Raw genomic sequence first — 26,655 nt, 5'->3', positions numbered from 1 at the left:
CTTTGGGTTTGCAGTCCCGCGACATATAATCCGAATATGATCCATTTGTCATGAGCCTCCTTGCGAAATGGTTCGATATTTTTTCGGGGGGGAGGCGATCCGCCGGGCGAGCGCAAAAAAAGCGGGGCCGCTCCGATGGAGCGGCCCCGCCATGCCGTCGTTTGCTGCCGAGCTCTAGGGATTGTTGAGCATGGCCTCGATGAACTCGTCGGGCCACAGGGCCGGGGACGGGTCCCCTTCCATGAGCCGCTTCCTGGCCTCGGCGTCGAGAATGAAGCCGTTCTTGATGAAGCTGGTGTAGAATCCGGCCCCGTCGATGTCGCCGATCAGGATGCACCCGGCCAGCTTGTCGTCCTTGAAGATGAGCTTGCGGTAGACGCTCTTTTCCTCGTCCAGGAAGATGTCTGTCTGCGCGCCCGCCTCGTCCGCCTGGGATGTCTCGCCCACGGAGATGGTGGGCAGTCCGTAGTAGGTGATGGAGTTCATGGACAGGCCGCCGGTGTACGGGGTGTTCGTCCCGGCCATGTTCAGGCCGGCGTAGCGGCCCTGGGAATAGGCGTTGGGCCAGATGGGCCTGACGGTGTATTCGCCGGTGAGCAGATCCTTGGCCTCGGCCACGTCGCCCGCCGCGAAGATGTCGGGATTGCTCGTGGCCATGTAGTCGTCCACGCGGATGCCCTTGTTGGTGGTCAGCCCGGCCTGGGCGGCCAGGCCCATGTTGGGCCGCACGCCCGCGGCCACGATGACCACGTCGGCCTCCACGAAGCCCCGGTCGGTCTCCACGCCCTTGATGGACCCGTCGCCGTGGCGCACGATGGCCTCGGTGCTGGTCCCCTGCATGAAGCGGATTCCGTTCTTTTCCAGGTGGCTGACGATGAGGTCGCCCGCCGTCTCGTCGAAATAGGCGCGCATGATGCGCGAGCGGACCACGACCGTGACGTGCACGCCCTTCTCGGCAAAGCCCTCGGCCGCCTTGAGGGCGATGAGGCCCGCGCCGATGACCACGACGTGCTGCACGCGGTCCACCAGCTCCTTGAGCGCCTCGGCATGGGCCACGGTGGTGAAGTTGTGCACGCCGGGGCCGTCGATGCCCGGCAGGGCGGGCCTGACCGGCGCGCCACCCGTGGCCAGGAGCAGCTTGTCGTAGGAGATGGTGTCCCCGCAGTCCAGGGTGATGGCCTTTTTCTCCGCGTTCACGGAGAGCACGCGCGAGCCCAGCCGCATCTCGACGTTGTTCTTCTTGTAGAAGGACTCCGGCCTGAACGGCAGGGTGTCGAATTTGATCTTGTCCGAAAGATAGTAGGAGATCAGCGGCCGCCCGTAGGTGGGCACGGCCTCGTCGCTGACGACCAGGATGCGCCCTTCCCGGTCGTGTTGGCGAATTCCCTCGATGGCGCCGATGGCGGACACGCCGTTTCCGACAATTACGTAATCCATAGCAAGCTCTCCCGAGTCGAAATTTGGCCGGTTGCCAATATTGAAAACATCTTTCCCTTTTGGAAAACGGGAGTGATTACCTACCCATTTTCCCGTCAAAAATCCACAACTATCAATTCAAACGATAGTTTAATGATAATATGTCAAAATAGTTCAACAAAACGTCACCCCAAAGAATTTGCGCTCCGGGGCAATAAGGGCTATTTAAATCAGCTTCAAATCGCAATCCAGGAGACGGAAATCACCGTGAGCATAGACGGAAACAAAGTACTGATCGCCAACCGGGGCGAGATCGCCGTGCGCATCATGCAGGCCTGTGCGGAGCTCGGCCTGCCCTTCGTCGCCCTCTACACCCATGAGGACAGGGAGTCCGGCCACGTTGACGTGGCCCGCCAGCTCGGCGGCGAGAGCTCCCTGTTCCGCATCCAGAACTACCTCGACGCCGGGGACATCCTCTCCGTGGCCGCCCAGGCCGGGGCCACGGCCATCCATCCCGGCTACGGTTTCTTTTCCGAAAACTACCGTTTCGCCCGCCGCGTGACCGAGCGGGACCGGCCCATGCAGTTCATCGGCCCGTCCTGGCGCGTCATCCGCGACCTGGGCGACAAGATCAACACCAAGCGGCTGGCCCGCAAGCTGGAGGTGCCCACGGTGCCCGGCTCGGACCGCGCCATCTATGACGAGATGGAGGCCGAGGCCATCGCCGAAAGCCTCTTCGAGTTCCAGGACAAGCTCGGCATCAAGCGGCCGGTGGTCCTGGTCAAGGCCTCGGCGGGCGGCGGCGGCATGGGCATCGACGAATGCGAGGACATGGCCCGCTTCCGCCAGACCTACCGCCGCATCCGCAACTACTCCCTGCGCACCTTCAACGACGAGGGCGTGCTCATTGAGCAGCGCGTCTTCGACTTCAACCACCTGGAAGTGCAGATCGTGTCCGACCGGTCCGGCAACAACCCGGTCCACTTCGGCACCCGCAACTGCTCGGTCCAGAGCCCCGGCCTGCAAAAGCGCATCGAGGTCGCGCCCGGCTTCTGGCCCAGCGGTCTGCGCTACGCCTTCGATTCCGAGGCGCTGCTCGAAAACATCACCGAATACTCCCTCTCCATCGCCCGCGAGATCGGCTACGACAACGTGGGCACCTGGGAGTGGATCGTCACCCCGGACGGCAAACCGTTCCTCATGGAGGTCAACACCCGCATCCAGGTGGAGAACGGCGTCTCGGCCGACATCGCCGCCGTCAGGGGCGACACGGGCGTGAACCTGATCCGGGAGCAGATCCGCATCGGCCTCGGCGACCCGCTGGGCTACACCCAGGAAGACGTGACCTTCGCCGGAACCAGCATCGAATACCGGCTCATCGCCGAGGACACGCAGAACGGCTTCACCCCCTGGGTGGGCCGCATCGAGACCCTGGGCTGGACCGACCACGACTGGCTCAAGGTGCACACCCATGTCCCGCGCGACCGGGCCTACCAGATTCCCACCGAATACGACCCCAACCTGGCCCTGGCCATCATCTGGGGCAAGGACCTCTCCGAAGCCAAGGAGCGCGGCCTGCAATTCCTGCGGGAGCTGAAGCTGGACGGCACGGATTCATCCGGGGCCTCCATGAAGTCCAACGTGCCGTTCCTCGTGGAAAAGACGGCCAAGTTGCTTGAATTCTAACCGACGGTAACATGAATATAGAAAAGAAACTCTCCGCCCTGTCGACGCGCATCCAGTATACGCGCGACATCTTCGGCAACAAGCCCCGCCCCGAGCTGGAGGCCTTCGCCAACGAGATCGCCGATTTTCCGGAAAAGTACCGGGACGCGGGCGAGGACCGGGCCATCCGGGCCATCGAGTCCCTGGACCAGCGCCTCTCCACCCTGGAGACGGCCATGGACGCCCAGCTCACGGCCATGGACAAGGTGCGCATCGTCCGCCACCCCCAGCGCGTCTGCCTCAAGGACATCCTGGAAAACGTCTACGACAACTACACCGAGATCGGCGGCCAGGACGAGCACTCTCTCGACCCCGGCATGCTCATTGCCCGCGCCTACATCACCCGGCGCAAGGGCAAGCGGATCATCAACCAGCCGGTCATGGTCGTGGGCCAGGAAAAGGGCCATGGCCAGGAGTTCCGCAACGGCGGCTCCATCAAGCCCTGGGGCAACAGCAAGGCGTTGAAATACATGAAGGTTGCGGCCAGGGAGCAGATTCCCATCCACACCTACGTGAACACGCCCGGCTCATATCCCATCGAGGATTTCCCCGGCGCGGCCCAGCAGATCGCCGAGAACATCTACGAGATGGCCGGGCTCGACGTGCCCATCATCGCCATCTTCTCCGAGGGCGGGTCCGGCGGCGCCGAGGCCATCGGCATGGCCGACAAGCGGCTCATGCTCTCCCACGGCTACTATTCGGTCATCTCCCCCGAGGGCGCGGCCGCCATCGAGGGCCGCATCAAGGGCAGCGAGCGCGCCCCGGCCGAGCTCATCGAGTCCTGCGCCCTGGCCCAGCGCATCACCGCCCAGGACAACCTCAAGAACGGCTACATCGACGAAATCATCCAGGAGCCGGCCCTGGGGGCGCGCGCCGACCACTTCGACTTCTACAAGCAGGTGCGCGACCAGGTCGTCCGCGCCACCGACGAGGTCACGCTCTCGGTGCGCAGCATCCGCTTCCTGCGCAAGGCCGCCCTGCGCCTGTTCAGCAAGAACGCGGACATCATCGTCCGCTGGTCCCTGAGCGAAAAGGCCCGAGAGCGGCTGGTCAACCGCCGCTACCGCAAGTACCGCCGCCTGGCCCAGAACGCCTACAAGGACAACCGCACCGTCCTCGACAAGCTGACCGCCACCAGCACCGGCATCGTCTCCTCCACCGCCTCCCTGATCCAGTACGGGCTCATCAAGCCGTTCAAGCAGGGCATCGCCAGGGTCATCGAGGAGACTACGGACGAGATCCATGTGGTCACCGGCAAGGTGGACTCCCTCTTTCGCTGCACCCTCAAGAAATTCGGGGTCAAGTCCAACTGCGACCGCCTCAAGGAGATGGAGCTGACCGGCCTCTCGCGCGCCGAGGAGGACAAGCACGTCATCGAGAGCGACACCGGCTACGTCAGTCCGCAGGCCCTGGCCGACCGCGAGGTGACCTGCCCCCACGCGGACAAGCGCGGCTGCCTGGACATCTGGGCCCGCGACCTCTACACCGACTTCGCCGGGGTCTGCCCCAACTGCGGCTACAACTTCCCCATGGAATACCAGTGGTATCTGCACCACATCTTCGACAAGGACTCGGTGCGGGAGTTCAACCGCGACATCGCCTCGGGCAACCCCACCGGATTCCCCAACTTCGAGCAGCGCGTGGCGGCCGCCAAGGAAAAGACCGGCCTCCAGAGCAGTTGCCTGACCTTCAACGCCAGCCTGGAGGGCATCCGCCTGACCTGCGCCACCCTGGTGGCCAACTTCCGGGGCGGCAGCGTGGGAGCGGCCGAGGGCGAAAAGTTCATCCGCGCCCTGGAGCTGGCCCAGACCAAGCACCAGCCCTTCCTGGCCTACGTCCACGGCACGGCGGGCATCCGCATCCAGGAGGGCGTCAACGGCCTGATCCAGATGCCCCGCTGCACCATGGCCGTGCGCCGCTACATCGAGGAAGGCGGGCTCTACATCGTGCTTTACGACACCAACTCCTACGCCGGTCCCGTGGCCTCGTTCCTGGGGTGCTCCCCCTACCAGTACGCGGTCCGCTCCTCCCGCCTGGGCTTCGCCGGTCCCGGCGTCATCAAGGAGACCACCGGCCTGGAGATTCCGCCGGACTATCACAACTGCTTCAAGGCGCTGTCGCGCGGGCACATCCAGGGAGTATGGAGTCGCAAGGACATCCGCAAGAACCTGCACCACGCCCTGCTGACCATCGGCGGGCGCAACCTTTACTATCGCTAAACCATCACCCCAGGGGTGATACGCGGGGGGCGGCCACTTCGGTGGCCGCCCCCCTTTTTTTCATCTCAACCCAATTACCACCTTGCCGTCGCACGGCCGTAACAACCCAGGAAATCCGCGGAGTACATAGACCCAGGGGAAGCAACAAACGGACTATCTCGTCTTCATAACCATGGAACGCAGCATGACCGGATCGCTACTCGCCCGTCACATTCGAGATTGGATCTTCAACCACCAAGAGGCTCCCATGCACATGGAAGTGTCCCCCAGGCGAAGGGACGACGTCCGAATTCCGACCTGCGACTACACGCTGATTCTCATCTCCATCAAGGATTTCCACATCCTGCGCGAGATGTACGGCCAGGGATTCAGCGAACAACTCGTCCACGAGCTGCGCGAAATCCTGCGGCAGTCTGTCAGCAGCGACATCGATTCCAAGGAAAAGGACGTGTTCGTCACCAGCCCCGGCGAGGTCGCCTTCATCACCCCGCAGACAACCTCCCCGGCCGACCTGGCCTATGAATTCAAGATCAAGGCCCAGAACGGGCTCAAGCAGACCATGTACCGCCAGACAGGCCTGGGCATCGACCTGGGCATGGGCTACGCCACCATCCCGAGCGACGGCCGCCCCTCCGGCGGCGACTACCTGGACTCCTTCATGGACGAGGCGCGGCGCATGACCCGAATGCCGCTGGACATGAAGCGGCTTTCCATCGCCGAGCGGTTCAACGCCATCCTCAACCAGAACAGGGTCTCCACCCACTACCAGCCCATCCTCGACTTCCGCTCCGGCAAGATTCTCGGCTGGGAGGCCCTGGCCCGCGGTCCGAGGGAATCCTCCTTTCGCTCGCCCATCATCCTCTTCGACACCGCCGAGCAGCTCGGCCGCCTCTTTGCCCTGGAAAAAATCTGTCGCGAATCGGCCATCCGCAACCTCGGGCCCATCCAGGATGACCAGAAGCTCTTCCTGAACATCAACCCCAAGACCATGGCCGACCCCGAATTCACCCCCGGCAACACGCTCCAACTGATGGAGAGCGCCGGGCTCACGCCGGACAACATCGTCTTCGAAATCACCGAGCGGCACAGCGTGCAGGAGTTCGACCTCTTCTACCGCACCCTGGACCACTACCGCAGCCAGGGCTTCAAGATCGCGGTGGACGACGCCGGGGCCGGATACTCGGGCCTGACCACCATCGCCGAACTGCGGCCGGAATACATCAAGCTCGACCAATCACTGATCACCGGCATCCACAAGGACCCGGTCAAGCGCGCCCTGGTGGAGACGACAACAACCTTCGCCGACAAGATCGGCTCCCAGATTATCGCCGAGGGCATCGAAAGCAAGGCCCAGGCCATCTGCCTGAAGGAGATCGGCGTGCACTGCGGCCAGGGGTTCTTCCTGGCGCGCCCGGCCCGGCCCAAGCCTGACCTGACCAAGGAGTGCCGGGAGCTCCAATCCGTGACCGACATCACCTCCCGGTCCGTGACCTGTTCCCTGCCCATCGGCGACCTGGCCCAGCCGCCACACGCCGTCACCAAGGACTTCATGGTCTCCGATGCCCAGGAGTTCTTCAAGAACAACAGCAGGTTCTCCTGCATAGTGGTCGCGGACAACGAAATCCCGTGCGGGCTGGTCATGGAGTACCACCTGAACCGTCAACTCTCCTCCCAATACGGCATCGCCCTGTTCTACAAGCGGCCGGTGGAGACGGTCATGGACGCAGCCCCGCTCATCGTCGAGGTGGATACCCCGGTGGAGCAGGCCGCGCGCAAAGCCATGAAGCGCGAGCCGCTCAAGGCCTACGACGACATCATCATCACCCGCAAGGGCTACCTCTACGGCGTGGTTTCGGTCCAAAGTCTGCTCAACGCCATGGCCAAGATCCAGGTGGAAATGGCCAAGGGGACCAATCCGCTCACCGGCCTGCCCGGCAACGTGGCCATCGAGCGCGAGGTGGAGAGCCGCATCCAGCAGAAGCGGATATTCAGCATCATCTACGCCGACCTGGACAACTTCAAGGTCTACAACGACACCTACGGATTCAAGAACGGCGATGGCATCATCAAGCTGGCAGCCGACATCCTGTCCTGGGCCACCCGCAAGTACGGTCCCCAGGACGCCCGCCTCTGCCACATCGGCGGCGACGACTTCGTGCTCATCACCTCGCCGGAATCCACGGCTCGCATCACCAAGGCGGTCATCCGCTGCTTCGGCCGACTGGTCCGGAACTGCTACTGCCCCGAGGACCGCGAGAGCGGCTGGATCATGGCGCGCGGCCGGGACGGCAAGGAGGGCTACTACCCGCTGGTCTCCATCTCCCTTGGGGTCATCTCCATCTGCGGCCAGTGCTCGCTCATGGAGATCGGCGAACGCGCCGCCCACATCAAGAAGTACGCCAAGTCCAAGCCCGGCAACGCCGTGGCCGTGGACCGGCGGCCACCTCTTGGCTCAGAGGAAACCGAGGCTGCGGCCTGCTAGACGAAAAAAGGCCCCACGACGAACGCCGCGGGGCCTTTCTCTTTACATTTTAGGTCCCTACCGGGTCAACCGCCGGAACTTGATCCGGTGCGGCTGCTCCGCGTCCACGCCGAGCCGCTTCTTGCGATCGTCCACGTAGTCGCTGTAGTTGCCCTCCAGGAAGACCACCTCGGAGTCGCCCTCGAAGGCGATGATGTGGGTGGCGATGCGGTCCAGGAACCAGCGGTCGTGGCTGATGACCAGGACGCAGCCCGCGAAGTTCTCCAGGCCGTCCTCCAGGGCGCGCATGGTGTTGACGTCCAGGTCGTTGGTCGGCTCGTCGAGCAGGAGCACGTTGGCCCCGGACTTGAGCATCTGGGCCATGTGCACGCGGTTGCGCTCGCCGCCGGAGAGGACGTCCACCGGCTTCTGCTGGTCCTGCCCCGCGAAGTTGAAGCGCGAGCAGTAGGCCCGGGCGTTGACCTCGCGGTCGCCCAGCTTGACGAAGTCCGCTCCGCCGCTGACGACCTCGTACACGGTCTTGCCCGGCACCAGGGAGGCGCGGTTCTGGTCCGCGTAGGCCAGCTTGACGGTCTGGCCCAGGGTCACGGCGCCCGAGTCGGGCGTTTCCTCGCCCACGATCATCTTGAAGAGCGTGGACTTGCCCGCTCCGTTGGGGCCGACGATGCCCACGATGGCGTTGGGCGGCAGGATGAAGTTCATGTTCTCCATGAGCAATTTGTCGCCCATGGACTTGGAGACGTTCTCGGCCACCACGACCTGCTTGCCGAGGTGCGGCCCCGGCGGAATGTAGATTTGCAGATCGTCCGCCAGGCGCTCGCTTTCGTGGCTGACCATGGCCTCGTAGGCGTTGATGCGCGCCTTGCCCTTGGCCCGGCGGCCCTTGGGCGACATGTGAATCCACTCCAGCTCGCGTTGCAGGGTCTTCTGGCGCTCAGCCTCGGCCTTGCCCTCGCGGCTGAGCCGCTGCTCCTTTTGTTCGAGCCAGGAGGAGTAGTTGCCCTTCCAGGGAATGCCCCGGCCGCGGTCCAGCTCCAGAATCCACCCGGCCACGTTATCCAGGAAGTAGCGGTCGTGGGTCACGGCGATGACCGTGCCGGGGAAGGTGGACAGGAATTTTTCCAGCCAGGCCACGGAGTCCGCGTCCAGGTGGTTGGTGGGCTCGTCCAGCAGCAGGATGTCCGGGGCCTGGAGCAGCAACCGGCACAGGGCCACGCGGCGGCGCTCGCCGCCGGAGATGACCGGCACGGGCGAGTCGCCCGGCGGGCAGCGCAGGGAGTCCATGGCCATCTCAAGCTTGGAGTCGATGTCCCAGCCGCCCTTGGCGTCCATGAGCTCCTGGACCTGGCCCTGGCGCTCGATCAGGGCGTCCATCTCCTCGGGCTCCATGGGCTCGGCGAACTTCTCGTTGATGGCGTTGTATTCGCGGACGATCTCCATGATCTCGCCCAGCCCCTCCTCGACCACCTCGCGCACGGTGCGCTTCTCGTCGGCCAGGGGCTCCTGCTCCAGGTAGCCGATGGTGTACCCGGCCTTGACCTGGATTTCGCCCTCGAAGCCGGTGTCCACGCCCGCCAGGATCTTGAGCAGGGAGCTCTTGCCCGAGCCGTTCAGGCCGAGCACGCCGATCTTGGCGCCATAGAAGTAGGACAGGGAAATGTTTTTGAGCACTTCCTTCTGCCCGTGACGCTTGGTCACCTGGTACATGGAATAAATTATCTTTTCCGAATCATTGCTCATATCTCGTTTCTACCTCGCAAAGGTTCATCCTTGTGCCCGGCTATTGCAGAGAAGCTGCATTTTGTAAAGCGACAAAACGGTTTCCCCCGGGGCGACCAACGGCGGGCATGAAAAAAGGCCGAAACCCGGGGTTTCGGCCTTTGCATTCATCCTGCTCCTCCGCTTACGCAATGGTCGGGGGCGTGAACACGCGGGTGGCCAGGTCGCGGTCGAGCATGAACAGCCCGCCGCCGTCACCGACCAACTTCAACTTGCCGACGATGTCTCCCACGTTTTCCTCTTCCTCCACCTGCTCGGTGATGAACCACTGCAGGAAGATGCCGATGGCGTGGTCGCGCTCCTTGACCGCCAGGTCGGCGATCTTGTTGATGCGCGCGGTGACGCCCCGCTCGTGCTCCAGGGCGTCCTCGAAGGCGGCCAGCGGGGTTTTCCACTCGTGCTGCGGCTGATCGATCTGCCCCAGCTTGGCGTGGCCGCCCGCGCTGTTGATGAAATTGAAGAACCGCATGGCGTGGAACATCTCCTCCTGATACTGGACGTTCATCCAGTTGGCGAAGCCGCTCAGCCCCACCTGGGTGAAATGGGAAGCCATGGAAAGATAGATATGCGCGGAGTAGATCTCCCAGTTCAGTTGCTCATTGAGCGCTTCTTCCATTTTCTTGCTCAGCATGATGTCTCCTTCGGTCGGCTATGAAGCCTGTGGCCGGTATTCGCTTTCGGGGTGGAAACCATCCAACACGTTCGCCCCGATCGGCAAGTATCAAGGATAACCACTCCCGCCGGCTTGGCAAGGGGCGGGAATCAAACAAGACGGGGCTGGTCGAACATGGCCCGGAGCCGGTGGGCCAGGTGAGTGCGGCGCTTGCCCGCCGTGACGTTCTCCAGCCCGAGGCGGAAGGCGCGGTCGCTGCCGATGAGCACGGCCAGCTCTCGGGCGCGGGTCAGGCCGGTGTAGAGCAGGTTGCGCTGAAGGAGCAGAAAGTGCTGGGTGACGATGGGCATGACCACGGCCGGATACTCGCTGCCCTGGGATTTATGCACGCTCACGGCGTAGGCCAGGGCCAGCTCGTCCATCTCGGCCGCCTCGAAGTGGACGAGGTTGCCGTCGAACTCCACCATGAGCTCGGCCTCGGCCGGGTCCGCCTCCACGATCCAGCCCAGGTCGCCGTTGAAGACTTCCTTGTCGTAGTTGTTCTTCATCTGGATGACCCGGTCGCCCTCGCGGAAGGTGTTGAACTTTCGTTTGATCTCGCGCACGCCCGGCCGGGACGGATTGAGCCGATCCTGGAGGGCGACGTTGAGGGCCTGGGTGCCCACCTCGCCCTTGTGCATGGGGGTCAGGACCTGGATGTCGCGCAGGGGGTCGAGGTTGTAGCGCTCGGGAATGCGCTCGCACACGCTGTCGAGGATGAGCTTCTGCACCTTGGAGGTGTCGTCCTGGGGAATCCAGTAGAAGTCGGCCTCGGGCGGCGGGCACGGGTGCTGACGCGGGAACTGGCCGCTGTTGATGCGGTGGGCGTTGACCACGATGAAGCTCTCCTGGGCCTGGCGGAAGATGCGGGTGAGCACGGCGCAGGGGATGCGGTGGGAGTCCAGGAGGTCGCCCAGAATGTTGCCGGGGCCCACGCTGGGCAGTTGGTTGACGTCGCCCACCAGGATGAGGCGGCAGGTGTGGGGCAGGGCGCGCAGGATGGAGACGAAGAGGTGGGCGTCCACCATGCTCGCCTCGTCGATGACCAGCACGTCGGCCTTGAGCTTCTGGTCCTCGCAGTAGTTGAACCCGCCGTCGGGCTGGAACTGGAGGAGCCGGTGCACGGTCTGGGCGGAGAAGCCGGTGGCCTCGGCCAGCCGTTTGGCCGCCCGGCCCGTGGGCGCGGCCTGCTTGATCTTGAGGCCCAGCTCGCGCAGCGTCAGGGTGATGGCCTTGGTGATGGTGGTCTTGCCCGTGCCCGGCCCGCCGGTGATGATGAACATCTTGTTGCTGCACGCGTTGAACACGGCCTCGCGCTGCTCGTCCGAGAGCTTGAAGCCGAGCTTGTCCTCCACCAGGGGCAGGGTCTTGTCGATCTTCTTGCGGCTCACGGGCGAGGGATGGCTGACCAACTGGTAGAGCCGCTGGGAAATCTCGTTTTCGAAATGGTAGAAATGGATCAGGTAGACGGCGGCGTCCACGCCCTGCTCCGGCAGGTCCTCCATGCGGACGCGCTTCTTCTCCTCCAGCGAGAACAGGGCCAGCTCCAGCTTGTCGTAGTCCGTGGTGTCGAGCATGCGGGCCACTTCGCCGAGCAGGACGTCCTTGGGCACAAAGAGGTGCCCGGCCCGCTCGCAGTCGCTGAAGAGCTGGTAGGCCAGGGCCGCCTCCAGTCGCTGGGCGCAGTCCGGGGCGAAGCCGAGCTTCATGGCCATGGCGTCGGCCGTGCGGAAACCCACGCCCCGGATCTCGTAGGCCAGGTCGTAGGGGTTGTCGCGCAACTTCTTCTCGGCCTGCGCGCCGTAAAGGTGGAAGATTTTCCCGGCGAAGGTGGTGGGCACGCCATGGGTCTGGAGGAAGACCAGCAGGTTCTTGATCTCCCGCTGGCGGCCCCAGGACTCCACGATGTCCACGAGCTTCTTCGGGGAGATGCCCTTGACCGAGAGGAGCTGCTCGGGGTCGTCGTCCAGGATGTCCAGGACGCCCACGCCGAACCGCTCCACCAGGACGGTGGCGGTCTTCTCCCCCACTCCCTTGATGGACGACTGGAGGAAGCGGATGACCCCGTTTTCCGTGGCGGGCCTGGCCTCCTCGAAGGTGGAGACCTCGAACTGCCGCCCGAACTTGGGATGCACGGTCCACCGCCCGGTCAGGTCCAGGGTGGACCCGGCCACCAGCTCGCCAAGGGTGCCGACAATGGAAATCTGGCCCGGCTCGTCCTTCACCCGCACGCGGGCGATGGCGTAGCCGTTCTCCTTGTTGTGATAGATGAGGGAGAGGACTTCCGCGCCGTTGAGATGGGACAGTTCGTCGTTCATGCCTTGGATGCGGCCCGGATCAGACCTTTTGCCGATGGACCAGGGACTGCTTGAGGGTCTCCCGGTCCATGAACTTCACTTCCGCGCCGATGGGGATGCCCTGGGCCAGCCGGGTGACGGCGACCTCGGGGAACTCGGACTCCACCAGATTCTTGACGTAGGAGGCCGTGGACTCGGCGTCCAGCGTCGCGCCCAGGGCCAGGATCAGCTCGCGCACCCGGCCGGAGCCGAGATGGCGGCGCAGCCGGTCGATCTCCAGGTGGCCGGGCTGGACGCCCTCCAGGGGCGAGAGCAGCCCGCCGAGCACCAGATAGCGCCCCCGGTACACGCCCATGTCCTCCATGGCCAGGAGCGCGTCCCACTCGGGCACCAGGCAGAGCTGGTCCGCCTCGCGGCCGGGGTCGGCGCAGATGGCGCAGGGGCTGGATTCGGCCAGACAGGCGCATTCCTCGCACAGGCAGAGGTTCTCGCGCAGGTCGAGGATGGACTGGCCCACCGCGTTGGCCCGCTCCCTGGTCATCTTGAGCAGGGTCAGGGCCATGCGCAGGGCGGACTTGGGGCCGATGCCGGGCAGCGCGGAAAGCTGCTCGACCACGTCCTTCAAGGGGCCGGGAAGGTTCTGCAAGGACGGCTCCTAGAACAGGCCGGGGATGTTCAGTCCGCCGGTGACCGAGGCGAGCTCTTTCTCCATCAGCTCCTTGGCCTTCTTGAGGGCCTCGTTGGCCGCGGTCAGGACCAGGTCCTGCAACATCTCCACGTCGCCGGACTCCATCACGGACGGCTCGATGACCACGGAGACGATCTCCTGCGCGCCGGTGGCCTTGACCGTGACCATGCCGCCGCCGCTGGAGGCCTCGACCTCCATGCCCTTCAGTTCTTCCTGCTTCTGGGTCATCTTGCGCTGCATGACCTGCGCCTGGCGCAGCATCTCGTTCATGCCTTTCATGTCGTATCTCCTGGGTCTGCTTATTGTTTTTGTTACGAATTGCGGGAATTGACCGAGGTCAACTGCGCTCCGAAGATCTCGATGACCTTCTGCACGCCCGGATGGTTCTCGGCCTCCGCCTGCAACTGCCTGCCCGATTTGAGCACGGCAATATCGCCTGTTTCCACGGCAACATCAACCGTCGGGCCGAAGTATTCCCTGGCCAGCCGCTTGAGCGAGGAATTCACCGCGTCTCCGGTGAGATACTGGCATTGCACCCGGGCGGCGCAGGTGATCGTGAGCGTGTTTTCGGCGAACTCGCCCGAGTTGGTGCGCAGCCGCGTCGAGTTGACGCCGGACTGCCCGTTGCGCTCGGCCACGAAATCGAGAAACCCCGGCCAGTCGCGGGGGCCGACGGGAACAGAGGCGGCCGGCGCGGACGCCTCGGGGGCCGGCCCGGCGGTTTCCGGCGCGTCGGGTTCGGGGGCGGGGAAAGCCGCATCGCCTGGCCCGGAGGTCCGGGCTTCGGCCGGTTCCGGCGCGTCGATCCGGCTCTCGGCCACGGGCGTGGCCTCGGACGGGCCCACGTTCTCCACCGACGCGGCGGGCATGGGTCGGTCCGCGCCGGGTTCATCGAAAGGGACCGGCGGCTCCTCCCTCAGGGAAACGGGTTCGGGGCGTTCGTCCCAAGGCGGCGGAGCGTCGTCGGCGGGCGCGGACGGGGGGTCCGGCTGCGCGGCCTGGGCCGACGGCCTGGGCGGGGCGAAACGGCGTCCGCCCGGCGGGCTGTATCCGCCGCCGGGAGGCGCGGACGGGCCGCCGCCCGATCGGGGCGGGGCCCCCTGCCCTCCCTGGCCCGATCCGCCCGGACGGGGCGGCGCCTGGCGGGGCGGAGCCTGGCGCGACGGTGCGGCCGGGGCGCTCCCCTGCCCCACCTTCTCCAGGCTGATGAGGTCCGGCAGGCTGGTCAGGTTGAGCAGGAGCAGCTCCAGGGCCAACGCGGGCTCCAGGCTGGTCATGACCTTTTTCTGGCCGTCCAGGGTCATCTGCCAGCAGGCGTGGATATGCGCCGGATCGAACTTTCCGGCCCAGTCCATCCACCCCCTGGCCTCCTCGCCGGACAGGCCGAGCAGGGGCAGCGCCTCCTCTCCCGCCTGCCGGAGCAGGAACATATTGCGCCAGCAGCTCGTCAGCTCGCGCAGGAAAAAGCCGAGGTCCAGCCCCTGGTCCAGCACCTGGCGCAGGACCTTGCCGACCTCAACCAGCTTGCGGTCGTGCATGGCTTCCATCAGGTGGAAGAACACGTCCTGGCCCGCCAGCCCCAGGAAGGAACGGACGTCCGCCTCCTTCAGCGTCTCCGAACCCATGGCCAGGGCCTGGCCCAGGAGCGACATGGAGTCGCGCACGCTGCCCGCGCCGCGCTTGGCGATGATCTGGAGCGCGCCCGGCTCGAAGGCGAGCCCCTCGCGGTTCATGATGTTTTCCAGGTGCGCCACCAGCTCGGCCTGGGGCAGCATCTTGAAGATGTAATGCTGGCAGCGGCTGATGATGGTGGGCGGGAACTTGTGCGGCTCGGTGGTGGCCATGATGAACGTGGCGCGCGGCGGCGGCTCCTCCAGGGTCTTGAGCAGCGCGTTGAACGCCTCCTTGGTGAGCATGTGCGCCTCGTCGATGATGAACACCTTGTAGCGGCACTCCACAGGGGCGTAGCCGATGTCCTCCTTGAGCCGGCGCGCGTCGTCGATGCCGCGGTTGGACGCGCCGTCGATCTCGATGACGTCCACGGCCACGCCCGCCGTGATCTGTCGGCAGTTGGGGCACTGGTTGCACGGTTCGGCCGTGGGGGCGTTCACACAGTTGAGCGCCTTGGCGAAGATGCGGGCGATGGTCGTCTTGCCCACGCCCCGAGTGCCGGAGAAGAGGTAGGCCGGAGCCACCTTGTCCTGGGCGGCGGCCCGGGAGAGGATCGACTTGATGGCGTCCTGCCCGGCCACGTCGGCAAAGGTCTGCGGCCGGTATTTCGCCGTGAGATTGGATGTGCTCATGGGTACACCTGAAGCTGGGGCGCGGACGACCGTTCCCCGCCATGCCTGATGAAAAAAGGGGAAATCCGACGGTCCGCGCCGGATTTCCCCATTCGTAGCAGATGATGCCGAGACTTTCTAGACTTTCATTAAACGTGATAGCGGTGGAGCCAGTGCTCGTAATCCGGGTTCTCGCCCTTGACGATCTTGAAGAACTCGGCCTGGAGGGTCTTGGCCACCGGGCCGGCCTGGCCGGTTCCGATGGGACGCCGGTCCACGGAGCTGATGGGCGTCAGCTCGGCGGCGGTGCCGGTGAAGAAGACCTCGTCGGCGATGTAGAGCATGTCGCGGGCGATGGGCTCCTCGCGCACCTCGTATCCCAGGTCGCCCGCCAGGGTGATGATGGAGTCGCGGGTCAGGCCGCCCAGGACGCCGTCCAAGTGCGGGGTGTAGATGACGTCGTTGCGCACCAGGAAGATGTTCTCGCCGGTGCCCTCGGAAACGTGGCCGGTGGTGTCGAGCAGGACGGCCTCGTCGTAGCCGTCGGCGATGGCCTCGTTCTTGGCCAGCACGGAGTTGACGTAGTTGCCCGAGGCCTTGGCCTTGACCATCATGACGTTGACGTGGTGGCGGCTGAAGCTGCTGCACCGGACGTTGATGCCCTTCTCCAGGGCTTCCTCGCCCAGATAGGCGCCCCAGGGCCAGCAGGCGATGATGACGCGGGTCGGGTTGTTGCCGGGATAGACGCCCATGGCGCCGTCGCCCACGAAGACCAGCGGACGGACGTACGCGCCCGGCAACTTGTTGCGCTTGAGGGTTTCGATGGTGGCGTCGACCATCTCGTCGGCGGTGTAGGGCATCTTGATGCCGAGAATCTTGGCCGAATCGACCAGGCGGACCATGTGCTCCTGGAGCCGGAAGACCTCGGAGGAACCATCTGCGCACGCGTAGGCGCGAATCCCCTCGAAAACCGCCGTTGCGTAATGCAGGGCGTGTGTCAGGACGTGCACGTTGGCCTCGTCCCAGGGAACCTGTTTGCCGTCGAACCAGATGGTTTCGGATTTCTGAACCATGAGAATGTCTCCTTACATATTTATACGGCCGCAGCCGTCCCTTCTTGTTCCTTGAATAAAGGACGCTATGAAAAACATCCGGCAAGGTCAAGACGGATCGACTCCTCGCCTCAAAGACCCGTGCGGCCCTTGCCGGGCACCAAATTCATTTTGACACCGGACAGACGCGCGCGTAAGAAAATTGGGCTTGCACTCATAATACTTAGGAGTTTTGATCATGTCGAAATTTGCGAGAGTTGATAGACTGCCCCCCTACGTTTTCGCCCAGGTAAACGAGCTCAAGATGAAGATGCGCCACGCGGGCGCGGACATCATCGACCTGGGCATGGGCAACCCCGATGTGCCCACCCCCAAGCCCATCCTCGACAAGCTGGCGGACGCAGTCTACAAGGCAGGCAACTCCAAGTATTCGGCATCCAAGGGCATCAAGGGCCTGCGCAAGGCCGTGCGCGACTGGTACTACCGCCGCTACGACGTCTCCCTGGACATGGACCAGGAGGTCTGCGTGACCATGGGCGCGAAGGAAGGCCTGGCCCACCTGGCCCTGGCCATGCTCAGCCCCGGCGACGTCGTCCTCGCCCCGGACCCGGCCTACCCCATCCACCCTTACGCCTCCATCATCGCGGGGGCCGATGTGCGCCGCGTGCCCATCGGGCCGGGCCAGGACTTCTTCCAGAACCTGGAGACCGCCATCCGGCACACCTGGCCCAAGCCCAAGGTCCTGATCATCAACTTTCCGCACAACCCGACCACCCAGGTGGTGGACATCGAGTTCTTCCAGCGCATCGTGGACTTCGCCAAGGAGCACGGCCTCTACGTCCTGCACGACTTCGCCTACGCGGACTTCGTCTTCGACGGCTACCAGGCCCCGAGCTTCATGCAGGCCGACGGCGCCAAGGAAGTAGGCGTGGAGTTCTTCTCCATGACCAAGAGCTACTCCATGGCGGGCATGCGCGTGGGCTTCTGCGTGGGCAACCCGGAGATCGTCCAGGCCCTGACCCGCATCAAGAGCTACCTGGACTACGGCATCTACCAGCCCATCCAGATCGCGGCCGCCTGCGCACTGAACGGCGACCTCGACCCCGAGCCCAAGTTCACCAAGGACGACATGGACCAGGCGGTCAAGGACATCATGGCCGTATACTGCGACCGGCGCGACGCCCTGTGCGAAGGCCTGAACCGCATCGGCTGGGAAGTGACCCCGCCCAAGGCGACCATGTTCCTCTGGGCTCCCATCCCCGAGCAGTTCAGGCAGATGGGCTCGGTGGAATTCGCCAAGATGCTCCTCCAGGAGGCCGAAGTGGCCGTCTCCCCCGGCCTGGGATTCGGCGAATACGGCGACGACCACGTCCGCTTCAGCTTCGTGGAAAACCGCCACCGCACGAACCAGGCCGTGCGCAACCTGCGAAAATTCTTCGCCAAGGGGTAGGAATGAACGCCATCAGACTCGGACTCGCCGGTTTCGGCACCGTCGGCTCGGGCCTGGCGAAAATCCTCGCCATGAACGCGGACCGCATCGAGGCCCGCCTCGGCCGGTCCATCGAGATCCGGTCCGTGCTCGTCCGCGACCTGCAAAAGAAGCGGGCCTTCGATCCCGGCCCGGCCGCGACCTTCACCGACGACCCGGCAGCCCTGGTTAACGACCCGGACGTCGACATCGTGGTGGAGCTCATGGGCGGGCTGGATACGGCCCGACGGCTCATCCTCGACGCCTTCAAGGCGGGCAAGCATGTGGTCACCGCCAACAAGCACCTCCTGGCCGAACACGGCCTGGAACTGTTCGAGGCGGCCTCCGCAAGCGGCGTTGGGCTCATGTTCGAGGCCAGTTGCGCGGGCGGCATCCCGGTGGTCCAGACCCTCAAGGAGAGCCTGGCCGGTGACCGCATCACCAACCTGCTCGGGATCATGAACGGCACGGCCAACTACATCCTGTCCGAAATGACCACCAAGGGCATGGACTTCGCCTCGGCGCTCAAGGCCGCCCAGGAGCTCGGCTACGCCGAGGCCGACCCGACCTTCGACATCGAGGGGCTGGACACGGCCCACAAGCTGTGCGTGCTCATCCGCATGGCCTACGGCGTGGACTATCCCCTGTCCGAAATCCCGGTTCAGGGCATCACGTCGGTGACGCCCATGGACATCGAGTTCGCCCGCGAGTTCGGCTACCGCATCAAGCTGCTGGCCCACGTGGTCGAAAAAGACGGGCGGCTGGAGGCCGGGGTGCACCCCGCCCTGGTGCCCTACACCTACCTGCTGGCCCGGGTTGGCGGCAACTACAACGCCGTCCGCCTGGAGGGCAACGCGGTGGGACCGATCATGCTCCACGGCCAGGGCGCGGGCGACCTGCCCACGGGCAGCGCCGTGCTGGCGGACATCATGAACCTTGGCCGCCGCCTGGGCTCCTGCGAGGCGCCGGACAACACCGGCTTCGGCAACCGGCCGCTTGGCCGGGCGGACATCGTGCCGCCGGAGCAGTCCAAGTCGAGCTACTATCTCCGCTTCACCGTGGCCGACCGCACCGGCGTCATGGCCGCCATCACCCGGTCCATGGCCGATCACGGCATCTCCATCGCCCAGGCCGTTCAGAAGGGAGAAGCCGGGGCCGAGGGCATCCCCCTGGTCATGATCAGCCACGAGACACGGGCCAAGGACATGGAGGCCATGATCGCGGAAGTCAACGCCATGGACTTCGCGGTCAAGCCCTGCGTGCAGTTCCGAATCCTCTAACCGGAAATCCCGGATGAAAATACTCTATCTCATTGCCGACGGCATGGGCGGCTGGCCCGGCGAACTGGAAGGCCGGACCTGCATGGAGGCCGCCACGACCCCGAACATGGACGAACTGGCGCGCACCGGCGTCGCGGGCCTGGCCCGCACCGTGCCCGACACCATGCCGCCCGGCTCGGACGTGGCCAACATGGCCCTGCTCGGCTTCGACCCGGCCAGATACCACACCGGGCGCGGGCCCATCGAGGCAGCGGCACAAGGGCTTGAGCTCGACCCGGACGACCTGGTCTGGCGGCTCAACCTGGTCACGGTCTCCCAGTTGAACATCGACGGGTACATGCGCGACTATTCGTCGGGCCACATCCCCACCGAGGTCTCCCGGCCCATCGTCGAAACCCTCCAGCAGCGGCTCGGCAACGACGAATTCACCTTCGTGCCCGGCGTGCAGTACCGCCACCTGCTGGTGCAGCGGCACGGGGCCGAGAGCGACGAGGCGCGGCTGCACATCAATCCTCCCCACGACATCACGGACAAGCCCATCAAGCTCGACCTGCGCGCCTATTCGAAGAGCACCCCGCTATGGGACCTGCTCTTCGAAGCCAAGGAGGTCCTGGACAACCGGGACGTCAACCCGAGCAAGGCCAACTCCATCTGGCCCTGGGGCCAGGGCCGTCCGCTCATCCTGCCCGACTTTCGCGAAACCTTCGGGTTGCGGGGCGCGGTCATATCGGCCGTGGACCTCATCAAGGGGCTGGGCAACGCCTCGGGCATGGACGTCATCAACGTGGAGGGAGCCACCGGGCTCATCGAGACCAACTACGAGGGCAAGGTCGAGGCCGCCGTCAACTACCTGGAGGACCACGACTTCGTCTTCGTCCACCTGGAGGGGCCGGACGAGTGCGGCCACGGCGGCGACGCGGCCCAGAAGGCCGAGGCCATCTCCCGGTTCGACGCCCGCATCGTGGCCCCGCTGCGCAAGGCCATGGAGGGCAGGGACGCGGCCTTCCTCGTCACCTGCGACCATTTCACGCCCATCAAGGAACGGACCCACACCCGGGACGCCGTGCCCTTCCTGATCAACGGGCCCGGCTGCGCGCCGTCCGGCCTGGCCGCCTTCACCGAGGCCACGGCCGCGTCCACCGGCCTCGCGCTGGACAACGGCTTCGAACTGCTCCCCCACGCCCTCAAGCTCCTGGGGCTCAAGTAATGGCCCCGCGCTCCGAACTGCCCGCCCACACCTCCTGCTACGACCACTTCGTCTCTTATGGCGAGACGGACACCATGGGAGTGCTCTACTATGCGGAATACCTGCATATCTTCGAGCGGGCGCGCAGTTTCTTCATCCGCGGGCACGGCATGAGCTACGCCGAGGTGGAGCGGCGCGGCATCATCCTGCCCGTGCGCGAGGCGTCCTGCCGCTATCGCGCCCCGGTCCGGTTCGACGACGAAATCCACGTCCTGACCGGCATCAGCGAATGGAAACGCGTCTCCATCCGCTTCGCCTACGAGGTCTGGAACAAGGACCGCACCGTCCTGCACGCCACCGGCATGACCGAACACGCCTCGGTGGGCCCGGACGGCAAACCCGTCCGCGTCCCAGACTGGCTCAAGTCCCTTTTTGAAGCCGATTAAAACTGTATAGAATAGTCCAACTAATTTTTTTTGTCAATCGAACATCTGTTTACACGTGGTGTTTGTTCTGGCAGACTCAAACGCATGTTCATCGACATTCACACGCATGCGTTCCATCCCAAGATCGCGCACAAGGCCGTGGCCCAGCTGGAAAACCACTATTCCATCGCCCCGGTGGGCACGGGCGAGCTTGAGGATCTGCAAAACCGCATCGCCCGCGCCGGGCTCGACCGCGCCGTGGTCCTCACCGCGGCCACCGACCCGTCCCAGGTCATCCCGGCCAACAACTGGGCTGTCCAGATCAAGAAGACCTGCCCCAACTGCATCCCCTTCGGCACGGCCCACCCCGGATTCGACCGGCTGGAAGCCGAGTTCGACCGCCTGGAGCGCGAGGGCGTCAAGGGTCTCAAATTTCACCCGGATTTTCAGGGATTCCGCATGGATGATCCCGGCATGTTCGACATGCTGGAGATGGCCAGAAACCGCTTCATCTGCCTGTTTCACGTCGGCGACGAGCTGCCGCCCGACCAGAACCCCTCCTGCCCGCGCAAGATGGCGGCCCTGCACAAGGCCTTTCCCGATACCCCGATGATCGCGGCCCACATGGGCGGACTGCACCAGTGGGACTTCGCCCTGGAGCACCTGGCCGACACCGAGGTCTACATCGACTCGTCGAGCTCCATGGACTTCATGGACGCGGATATGTTCCGAAAGCTGGTCAACGCCTTCGGCACCGAACGGCTGCTCTTCGGCAGCGACTACCCGCTCTATGACCCGGCGGTCGAGCGCGAACGGCTGGAACGCACCCTGAACCTGCCGGACGCGACCATGGAGCGCATCCTGGGCGGCAACGCCGTCCGGCTGCTCACGGGCGGGGAGGGACGGAAGCCGTCAGATCAGGTCGATGATGGAGCCGAAATCCGGGTCGAAAAGCCGCTTGTAGGTACGGACCACGAACCCGTCGGTCATGCCGGATAGATAGTCGCAAAGCACGCGGCGACGCCCGTCGTCGCCCAGCCCGGCCAGCCGGGCGTGGTAATGGGCGGGCAGGAGCTGGTGCGCGAACCTGTCCACGCCCACGTACTCCCCTTCCAGCAATTCGAAGAGGCCGCGCAGGATGCGGCCGCCCTTGAATTCCAACTGCTGCACCTGCGGCGTGCGGAATACCAGATCGACGGCCACGCGCTGCATCACGGCGCACTTCGCCTTCATTTCCGGCTCCACCGCGATGTCGTAAAGGTAACGGTTGCTCCGCGCGCTCAGGAAGTTCTCGCGGCCGGCCAGGCTTGTGGCGTGAATGAACTCCCCGATGAGTTGCGCCAGGAACTTGCTGAAGCCGTCGTTCAGGATGGCCGCGCGCAGCTCCCCGACAAAGGCGCGCTGGACCGGCTCCAGGCCGTCGCCCTGCCCGTCCAGCCAGTTGCTCAGCTTCTTGACCGTGATGAACCCGGCGCGGATGCCGTCGTCCAGGTCGTGCACCGAGTAGGCGATGTCGTCGGCCCAGTCCATGATCCGGCATTCAAGGGACTTGAAACCGTTGAGCGCGTCCTCGTCGGGGAACGCGTCGGCGAACGGCGTGTCCGGGCTGACGAAATCCAGGATGGGCCGTTGGGAATCGTAGAGAAAGTGGTTTTTTTTCTTGGCGGAATCCGCGTACAGCACCTTGTACTTGAGCATGCCGTCCAGGAAGGCGCGGGTGGGCTTCATGCCCGACCACGTCGCCTGATCGCGGTAGAAGAGGTCCACCAGAATCCGCAGGTTCTGGGCGTTGCCCTCGAACCCTCCCGCCGGGCCCCGCATCAGCTTGTTCAGCACCTGCTCGCCCGCATGGCCGAAGGAGGGATGGCCGATGTCGTGGGCCAGGCACACGGACTCCACCAGGTCCTGGTCGATGTGGAAGCCGTCGTTCAGTGCGTCCGAGGTGCGGTTCAGGTGGTTGACGATGGACCGGCCGATCTGTGAGACCTCGATGGAATGGGTCAGCCGGGTCCGGTAGAAGTCGAACTCGCCGGAGAGGAAGACCTGGGTCTTGGACTGGAGCCGCCGGAACGCGGGGGAATAGATGATCCGGTCCCGGTCCTGCTCAAAGGGGGTGCGCCCCTTTTCATGGCGCAACTGCCCGGCCCCGAAGGGCTCCATGTCGAAATCGGTGTAGAACTCGTTCTTCATTCCACGACTCCGGCCATGAGCGGCCCGATGCGGCCCGGCGTGTCGTCGTCGGCCGTGGGCAGCATGCCCAGGATGCGGCCCCGGTAGATGACCGCGATGCGGTCGGCCAGTTGCAGGGCCTCGTTCAGATCGCCGGTGACCAGGAGCACGCCCGCCATCTCGCGCGCGGCCAGCAGCCGACGCCAGACCTCCTCGGTGGCCGAGACATCGAGCCCCTGGGTGGGCTGCTCGGCCACGATGAAGCGCGGCTGGCGGTAGAGCTCACGCGCCAGCACGGCCTTTTGCAGGTTGCCGCCCGAAAGCTGCCAGGCCAGGGCGTGGATGCGGCCCGGCCGGATGTCGTACTCCTCCACCAGGCGGCGGGTGTTGCGCTCGGCCCGTTTCTTGTCCAGGAGCACGCCCTTGCGCGTGAACCCCTTGCGCGTGGTCAGGAGCAGGTTGTCCACCAGGTTCAGGTTGCGCAGCGTGGCCAGTCCCAGCCGGTCCTCGGGGATGTAGCACATGGATCGGTTCCAGGTGGATTCGGCAAAGAACTTGCGCCACGGCTGGCCCATGATGAACACGGTGTCGAGCGGCGGCTTGACCAGGCCGGTGACGGCCTCCACCAGCGCCTTCTGGCCGTTGCCAGCCACGCCGACCATGGCCACGACCTCGCCCTTGCGCACCTCGAAATTCACGTCCGTGAGCCCCAGGCCGGTCAGGTTGCGCACCTCCAGGACCGGGTCGCCGATCTCGGCGGGCTCGCGGTCCACCTCCAGCAGCACCTCCTTGCCCACCATGCGCGAGGCGAGGTCCGCCTTGGACTCGATGCACGACGGGTCCAGCTCGCCCTCGATGCGGCCGCGCCGCAGGATGGCGATCTCGTCGGCCAGGGCGATGACCTCCTCCAGCTTGTGGCTGATGAAGATGATGGCCTTGCCCTGCTCGGTCATGCGCCACAGCGCCTTGAAGAGCCGGTTGGTCTCGTCCGGGGTGAGCACGGCCGTGGGCTCGTCGAAAATCAGGATGCGGCTCTCGCGGTAGAGCAGCTTGAGGATCTCCACCACCTGCTTCTCGCCCATGGACAGGTCGCAGACCCTTGCGGCCGGGTCGATCTCCATGCCGTAGGTCCCGGCCAGCTCGCCCACGCGCCGCTCCATCTCGCGCGGCTTGACGAAGAAGCCCCCCTCCTGGCCCAGCAGGACGTTCTCGGCCACGGTCATGGACTCCACGAGCATGAAGTGCTGGTAGACCATGCCGATGCCCGCCCGGATGGCGTCCTTGGAGGAGCCGAAGGTCACGGGGACGCCGTCCACCTCGATGGCCCCCTCGTCGGGCTTGTACCGCCCGGCGAGCATGGACATCATGGTGGACTTGCCCGCGCCGTTCTCGCCCAGCAGGGCCTTGATCCGGCCGGGGTAGATGTCGAGCTCAATGCCGTCGTTGGCCACCACCTTGCCGAACCGCTTGGTCACGCCGCGCAGGGAGACCACGGGCTTCGCGCCCTCGGGCAGGGGCCGGAACCCGGAGGGGCGGGCGAAGGAGAATTCCGCCACGGCCTAGCCCTCCGGCTCGATGTTGGTGCCGAGCGCCGCCGGGCCTTCCACCCTGCGGCCGCGCCAGGCGGAAAGGATCAGGACCAGGATGGTCAGCGCGTAGGGCAGCATCAGCAGCAGCGACGACGGCAGGTTGGTGCCCATGGCCTGGAGCCGGAGCTGGAAAGCCATGACCCCGCCGAAGAGATAGGCTCCCGCCACAGCCCTGCCCGGCCGCCAGAAGGCGAAGATGACCAGGGCCACGGCGATCCAGCCCCGCCCGCCCGAGAGCCCGTTGGTCCACAGGTGGGTGTAGGCCAGCGAGAGGTACGCCCCGCCCAGGCCGATGAGAAAGCCGCCCGCGATCACGGCGAAATAGCGCAGGGCGATGGGCCGCAGCCCGGCGGCGGCCGCCGCGCCGGGCATCTCGCCCGTGGCCGTGACGTGCAGCCCGAGCCGCGTGCGGCGGAAGAAGAACCAGAACAGCACGGGCAGGACAAAGGAAATGTAGATCAGGACGTCGTGGTCGAAGAAGACCTGGCCCAGGCCGGGAACGGACGAAAGGAGCGGCACGGCCACCGGGTCGAAGCCGGGCGCGCGCAGGCCGACGTAGGGCACGCCCAGGAAATTGGTCAGCCCCAGGCCGAGGATGGTCAGGGCCAGGCCCGAGACCACCTGGTTGCCCAGGCAGGTGATGCAGACGAAGCCGTGCAGCGCGCCCATGGCCATGCCCGCCGCGCCCCCGGCCAGGAAGCCGAGCCAGGGCGAGCCCGTGGCCTGGCTGACCACGAAGGCCGCCAGGGCGGAGACGGCCATCATGCCTTCCACGCCGAGGTTCAGGACCCCGCCCTTCTCGGTCATCATCTCGCCCAGGGTGGCGTAGAGCACGGGGGTGCCGGACTGCACGGTGGCGGCGAAGAGCGGTATCAGGAATTCCCACATGGTCGGCTATGCCCCGCGCTTGCGTTCGATGGTATAGGTCAGGAAGAACTGCCCGGCCAGGACCGTGAGCAGGATCAGGGCCTCCATGATCGAACCGAAGGCCGCCGGAATCTGAAGTTCCAGTTGAAGGTTCTCGACCCCGACCCGCAGGGCGGCCAGGAGGAAGGAGGCGAAGGCGATGTTGAGCGGCTCCAGCCGCGCCAGCCAGGCCACCACGATGGCCGTGTAGCCGTAGCCGACCATCAGGCTCGGCTGCAAGCGGTTGAGCACGGCCGAGGTCTCGATGCACCCGGCCCACCCGGCGAACCCGCCGGACAGGCACATGACGAACATGACCAGGAAACCGTAGCGGATCTTGGCGTAGCGGGCCACGCGCGCGCCCTCGCCGCTGGCCTTGAGCTCGAACCCGAGCCGGGTGTAGCGCATGAAGGCCCACAGCCCCACACCCACGGCCGCGCAGAAGGCGAGGCCCCAGTGGACCTTGGAGCCCCCGATGTGGGGGATGATCGCGGCCTCGGGAAACTCGCGGGTCATGGGGAAACCGAAGCTGGTCGGGTCCTTCCACACGCCGAAGACCAGGTATTCGAGGAGCAGGATGGCGATGTAGTTGAGCATCAGGGTGGAGATGATCTCGTTGACCCTGAGCCTCAGCTTGAGCACGGCCGGGATGAGCGCCCAGACCGCGCCACAGAGAAATGCCATGAGGAACATGAGGGGCAGCAGGACCGCCCGGGGCAGACCGGGAAAGGTCAGGGCCGCCCAGGTCGCGCCGATGGCCCCCAGGGCGAACTGCCCTTCCGCGCCGATGTTCCAGATCTGCATGCGGAAGGCCACGGCCACGCCCAGGGAGCAGAGGAACAGGGGAATGGCCTTGAGCAGCGCCCCCTCAAGGGCCCATAAGTGGCCGAAGCTGCCGTCCCAAAGGATGGCCAGCCCGGGCAGGGCGTCCTTGCCCTGCCCCTTGAGGAGCAGCGCGCTGACGCCCAGGGAAAAGAGCAGGGCGCCCAGGAATATGACCAGGGCGCCCCACTTCCAGGGTTCATCTCTTTTTCGGATCG

At 65.2% G+C, this 26,655-nt stretch carries 20 protein-coding genes; 8 read left to right on the top strand and 12 right to left on the bottom strand.

What is annotated here, in order from left to right:
• Positions 1–174: 174 nt before the first annotated feature.
• Entirely contained in the window at positions 175–1,437 is a 1,263-nt protein-coding gene (locus PHP91_RS12095) for an FAD-dependent oxidoreductase (protein WP_300140897.1), read from the bottom strand.
• A 246-nt stretch (positions 1,438–1,683) separates the two neighbouring features.
• Here PHP91_RS12095 and PHP91_RS12090 point away from each other — a divergent pair, with 246 nt between their 5' ends.
• From PHP91_RS12090 to PHP91_RS12080, 3 genes are all read left to right on the top strand, one after another.
• On the top strand, positions 1,684–3,102 hold the full coding sequence (locus PHP91_RS12090) for a biotin carboxylase N-terminal domain-containing protein (RefSeq protein WP_300140895.1): 1,419 nt from the start codon (positions 1,684–1,686) through the stop codon (positions 3,100–3,102).
• Positions 3,103–3,113: 11 nt separating this feature from the next.
• On the top strand, positions 3,114–5,360 hold the full coding sequence (locus PHP91_RS12085) for a carboxyl transferase domain-containing protein (RefSeq protein WP_300140893.1): 2,247 nt from the start codon (positions 3,114–3,116) through the stop codon (positions 5,358–5,360).
• Positions 5,361–5,607: 247 nt separating this feature from the next.
• Positions 5,608–7,842 (top strand): GGDEF domain-containing protein, encoded by a 2,235-nt coding sequence (locus tag PHP91_RS12080; RefSeq protein ID WP_300140891.1) that lies wholly within the window; start codon positions 5,608–5,610, stop codon positions 7,840–7,842.
• 57 nt (positions 7,843–7,899) lie between these two features.
• Here the strand turns inward: PHP91_RS12080 and ettA are convergent, their stop codons facing one another.
• The 7 genes from ettA to PHP91_RS12045 all read right to left on the bottom strand — a co-directional run bounded on the left by ettA (position 7,900) and on the right by PHP91_RS12045 (position 16,613).
• Positions 7,900–9,582 (bottom strand): energy-dependent translational throttle protein EttA, encoded by a 1,683-nt coding sequence (gene ettA / locus PHP91_RS12075; RefSeq protein WP_300140889.1) that lies wholly within the window; start codon positions 9,580–9,582, stop codon positions 7,900–7,902.
• Positions 9,583–9,745: 163 nt separating this feature from the next.
• Positions 9,746–10,252, bottom strand: coding sequence for a ferritin (locus PHP91_RS12070; RefSeq protein ID WP_300140886.1), 507 nt, complete (start codon positions 10,250–10,252; stop codon positions 9,746–9,748).
• Positions 10,253–10,383: 131 nt separating this feature from the next.
• Positions 10,384–12,591: an ATP-dependent RecD-like DNA helicase gene (locus tag PHP91_RS12065; RefSeq protein ID WP_300140884.1), complete on the bottom strand. Its 2,208-nt coding sequence runs from the start codon at positions 12,589–12,591 to the stop codon at positions 10,384–10,386.
• Positions 12,592–12,610: 19 nt separating this feature from the next.
• Entirely contained in the window at positions 12,611–13,216 is a 606-nt protein-coding gene (recR, locus tag PHP91_RS12060) for a recombination mediator RecR (protein WP_300140882.1), read from the bottom strand.
• Between the two features lie 9 nt (positions 13,217–13,225).
• A complete protein-coding gene (locus PHP91_RS12055; RefSeq protein WP_300140880.1) occupies positions 13,226–13,537 on the bottom strand; it encodes a YbaB/EbfC family nucleoid-associated protein in 312 nt (103 codons plus the stop codon).
• Between the two features lie 32 nt (positions 13,538–13,569).
• On the bottom strand, positions 13,570–15,561 hold the full coding sequence (gene dnaX / locus PHP91_RS12050) for a DNA polymerase III subunit gamma/tau (RefSeq protein WP_300140878.1): 1,992 nt from the start codon (positions 15,559–15,561) through the stop codon (positions 13,570–13,572).
• A 128-nt stretch (positions 15,562–15,689) separates the two neighbouring features.
• Complete coding sequence (locus tag PHP91_RS12045; RefSeq protein ID WP_300140876.1) at positions 15,690–16,613, bottom strand: branched-chain amino acid transaminase; 924 nt, start codon at positions 16,611–16,613, stop codon at positions 15,690–15,692.
• Positions 16,614–16,830: 217 nt separating this feature from the next.
• Here PHP91_RS12045 and PHP91_RS12040 point away from each other — a divergent pair, with 217 nt between their 5' ends.
• From PHP91_RS12040 to PHP91_RS12020, 5 genes are all read left to right on the top strand, one after another.
• Positions 16,831–18,042, top strand: coding sequence for an aminotransferase class I/II-fold pyridoxal phosphate-dependent enzyme (locus PHP91_RS12040; RefSeq protein WP_300140874.1), 1,212 nt, complete (start codon positions 16,831–16,833; stop codon positions 18,040–18,042).
• A gap of 2 nt (positions 18,043–18,044) precedes the next feature.
• Positions 18,045–19,340, top strand: a complete 1,296-nt coding sequence (locus PHP91_RS12035) for a homoserine dehydrogenase (protein ID WP_300140872.1) — start codon at positions 18,045–18,047, stop codon at positions 19,338–19,340.
• A gap of 13 nt (positions 19,341–19,353) precedes the next feature.
• Positions 19,354–20,547 (top strand): cofactor-independent phosphoglycerate mutase, encoded by a 1,194-nt coding sequence (locus tag PHP91_RS12030; protein ID WP_300140870.1) that lies wholly within the window; start codon positions 19,354–19,356, stop codon positions 20,545–20,547.
• A complete protein-coding gene (locus PHP91_RS12025) occupies positions 20,547–20,972 on the top strand; it encodes a thioesterase family protein (RefSeq protein ID WP_300140868.1) in 426 nt (141 codons plus the stop codon). Before PHP91_RS12030 ends, PHP91_RS12025 begins: the two co-directional genes overlap by 1 nt.
• Before the next feature lie 84 nt (positions 20,973–21,056).
• Positions 21,057–21,950 carry an amidohydrolase family protein gene (locus tag PHP91_RS12020; RefSeq protein WP_300140866.1) on the top strand — a complete coding sequence of 298 codons (894 nt, stop codon included), beginning with the start codon at positions 21,057–21,059 and terminating at the stop codon, positions 21,948–21,950.
• Here PHP91_RS12020 and dgt read toward each other — a convergent pair.
• From dgt to PHP91_RS12000, 4 genes are read right to left on the bottom strand one after another with little or no spacing between them, the layout of a single operon-like run.
• Positions 21,864–23,141 carry a dGTP triphosphohydrolase gene (dgt, locus tag PHP91_RS12015; RefSeq protein ID WP_300140864.1) on the bottom strand — a complete coding sequence of 426 codons (1,278 nt, stop codon included), beginning with the start codon at positions 23,139–23,141 and terminating at the stop codon, positions 21,864–21,866. The two genes, PHP91_RS12020 and dgt, sit on opposite strands and share 87 nt — an antisense overlap.
• Positions 23,138–24,676 carry an ABC transporter ATP-binding protein gene (locus tag PHP91_RS12010; RefSeq protein ID WP_300140862.1) on the bottom strand — a complete coding sequence of 513 codons (1,539 nt, stop codon included), beginning with the start codon at positions 24,674–24,676 and terminating at the stop codon, positions 23,138–23,140. The genes dgt and PHP91_RS12010 overlap by 4 nt, the downstream gene beginning before the upstream one ends.
• Positions 24,677–24,679: 3 nt before the next feature.
• A complete protein-coding gene (locus PHP91_RS12005; RefSeq protein WP_300140860.1) occupies positions 24,680–25,597 on the bottom strand; it encodes an ABC transporter permease in 918 nt (305 codons plus the stop codon).
• Positions 25,598–25,603: 6 nt separating this feature from the next.
• Positions 25,604–26,653, bottom strand: coding sequence for an ABC transporter permease (locus PHP91_RS12000; protein ID WP_300140858.1), 1,050 nt, complete (start codon positions 26,651–26,653; stop codon positions 25,604–25,606).
• Between the last annotated feature and the right edge of the window lie 2 nt (positions 26,654–26,655).

Origin of the sequence: Pseudodesulfovibrio sp. (assembly GCF_028692895.1) — a bacterium.
In the GTDB taxonomy this organism is placed as follows: Bacteria; Desulfobacterota; Desulfovibrionia; order Desulfovibrionales; family Desulfovibrionaceae; genus Pseudodesulfovibrio.
Note: the sequence above shows the minus strand (reverse complement) of the source record. Positions and strands in the feature narration are given on the sequence as shown.

What these genes read in the sequence shown, in the direction of transcription:
- PHP91_RS12095 (WP_300140897.1), bottom strand. Translation starts at nt 1,437, where the DNA reads ATGGATTACGTAATTGTCGGAAACGGCGTGTCCGCCATCGGCGCCATC.
- PHP91_RS12085 (WP_300140893.1), top strand. Translation starts at nt 3,114, where the DNA reads ATGAATATAGAAAAGAAACTCTCCGCCCTGTCGACGCGCATCCAGTAT.
- PHP91_RS12080 (WP_300140891.1), top strand. Translation starts at nt 5,608, where the DNA reads ATGCACATGGAAGTGTCCCCCAGGCGAAGGGACGACGTCCGAATTCCG.
- ettA (WP_300140889.1), bottom strand. Translation starts at nt 9,582, where the DNA reads ATGAGCAATGATTCGGAAAAGATAATTTATTCCATGTACCAGGTGACC.
- PHP91_RS12070 (WP_300140886.1), bottom strand. Translation starts at nt 10,252, where the DNA reads ATGCTGAGCAAGAAAATGGAAGAAGCGCTCAATGAGCAACTGAACTGG.
- PHP91_RS12065 (WP_300140884.1), bottom strand. Translation starts at nt 12,591, where the DNA reads ATGAACGACGAACTGTCCCATCTCAACGGCGCGGAAGTCCTCTCCCTC.
- PHP91_RS12055 (WP_300140880.1), bottom strand. Translation starts at nt 13,537, where the DNA reads ATGAAAGGCATGAACGAGATGCTGCGCCAGGCGCAGGTCATGCAGCGC.
- dnaX (WP_300140878.1), bottom strand. Translation starts at nt 15,561, where the DNA reads ATGAGCACATCCAATCTCACGGCGAAATACCGGCCGCAGACCTTTGCC.
- PHP91_RS12045 (WP_300140876.1), bottom strand. Translation starts at nt 16,613, where the DNA reads ATGGTTCAGAAATCCGAAACCATCTGGTTCGACGGCAAACAGGTTCCC.
- PHP91_RS12040 (WP_300140874.1), top strand. Translation starts at nt 16,831, where the DNA reads ATGTCGAAATTTGCGAGAGTTGATAGACTGCCCCCCTACGTTTTCGCC.
- PHP91_RS12035 (WP_300140872.1), top strand. Translation starts at nt 18,045, where the DNA reads ATGAACGCCATCAGACTCGGACTCGCCGGTTTCGGCACCGTCGGCTCG.
- PHP91_RS12030 (WP_300140870.1), top strand. Translation starts at nt 19,354, where the DNA reads ATGAAAATACTCTATCTCATTGCCGACGGCATGGGCGGCTGGCCCGGC.
- PHP91_RS12025 (WP_300140868.1), top strand. Translation starts at nt 20,547, where the DNA reads ATGGCCCCGCGCTCCGAACTGCCCGCCCACACCTCCTGCTACGACCAC.
- PHP91_RS12020 (WP_300140866.1), top strand. Translation starts at nt 21,057, where the DNA reads ATGTTCATCGACATTCACACGCATGCGTTCCATCCCAAGATCGCGCAC.
- dgt (WP_300140864.1), bottom strand. Translation starts at nt 23,141, where the DNA reads ATGAAGAACGAGTTCTACACCGATTTCGACATGGAGCCCTTCGGGGCC.
- PHP91_RS12005 (WP_300140860.1), bottom strand. Translation starts at nt 25,597, where the DNA reads ATGTGGGAATTCCTGATACCGCTCTTCGCCGCCACCGTGCAGTCCGGC.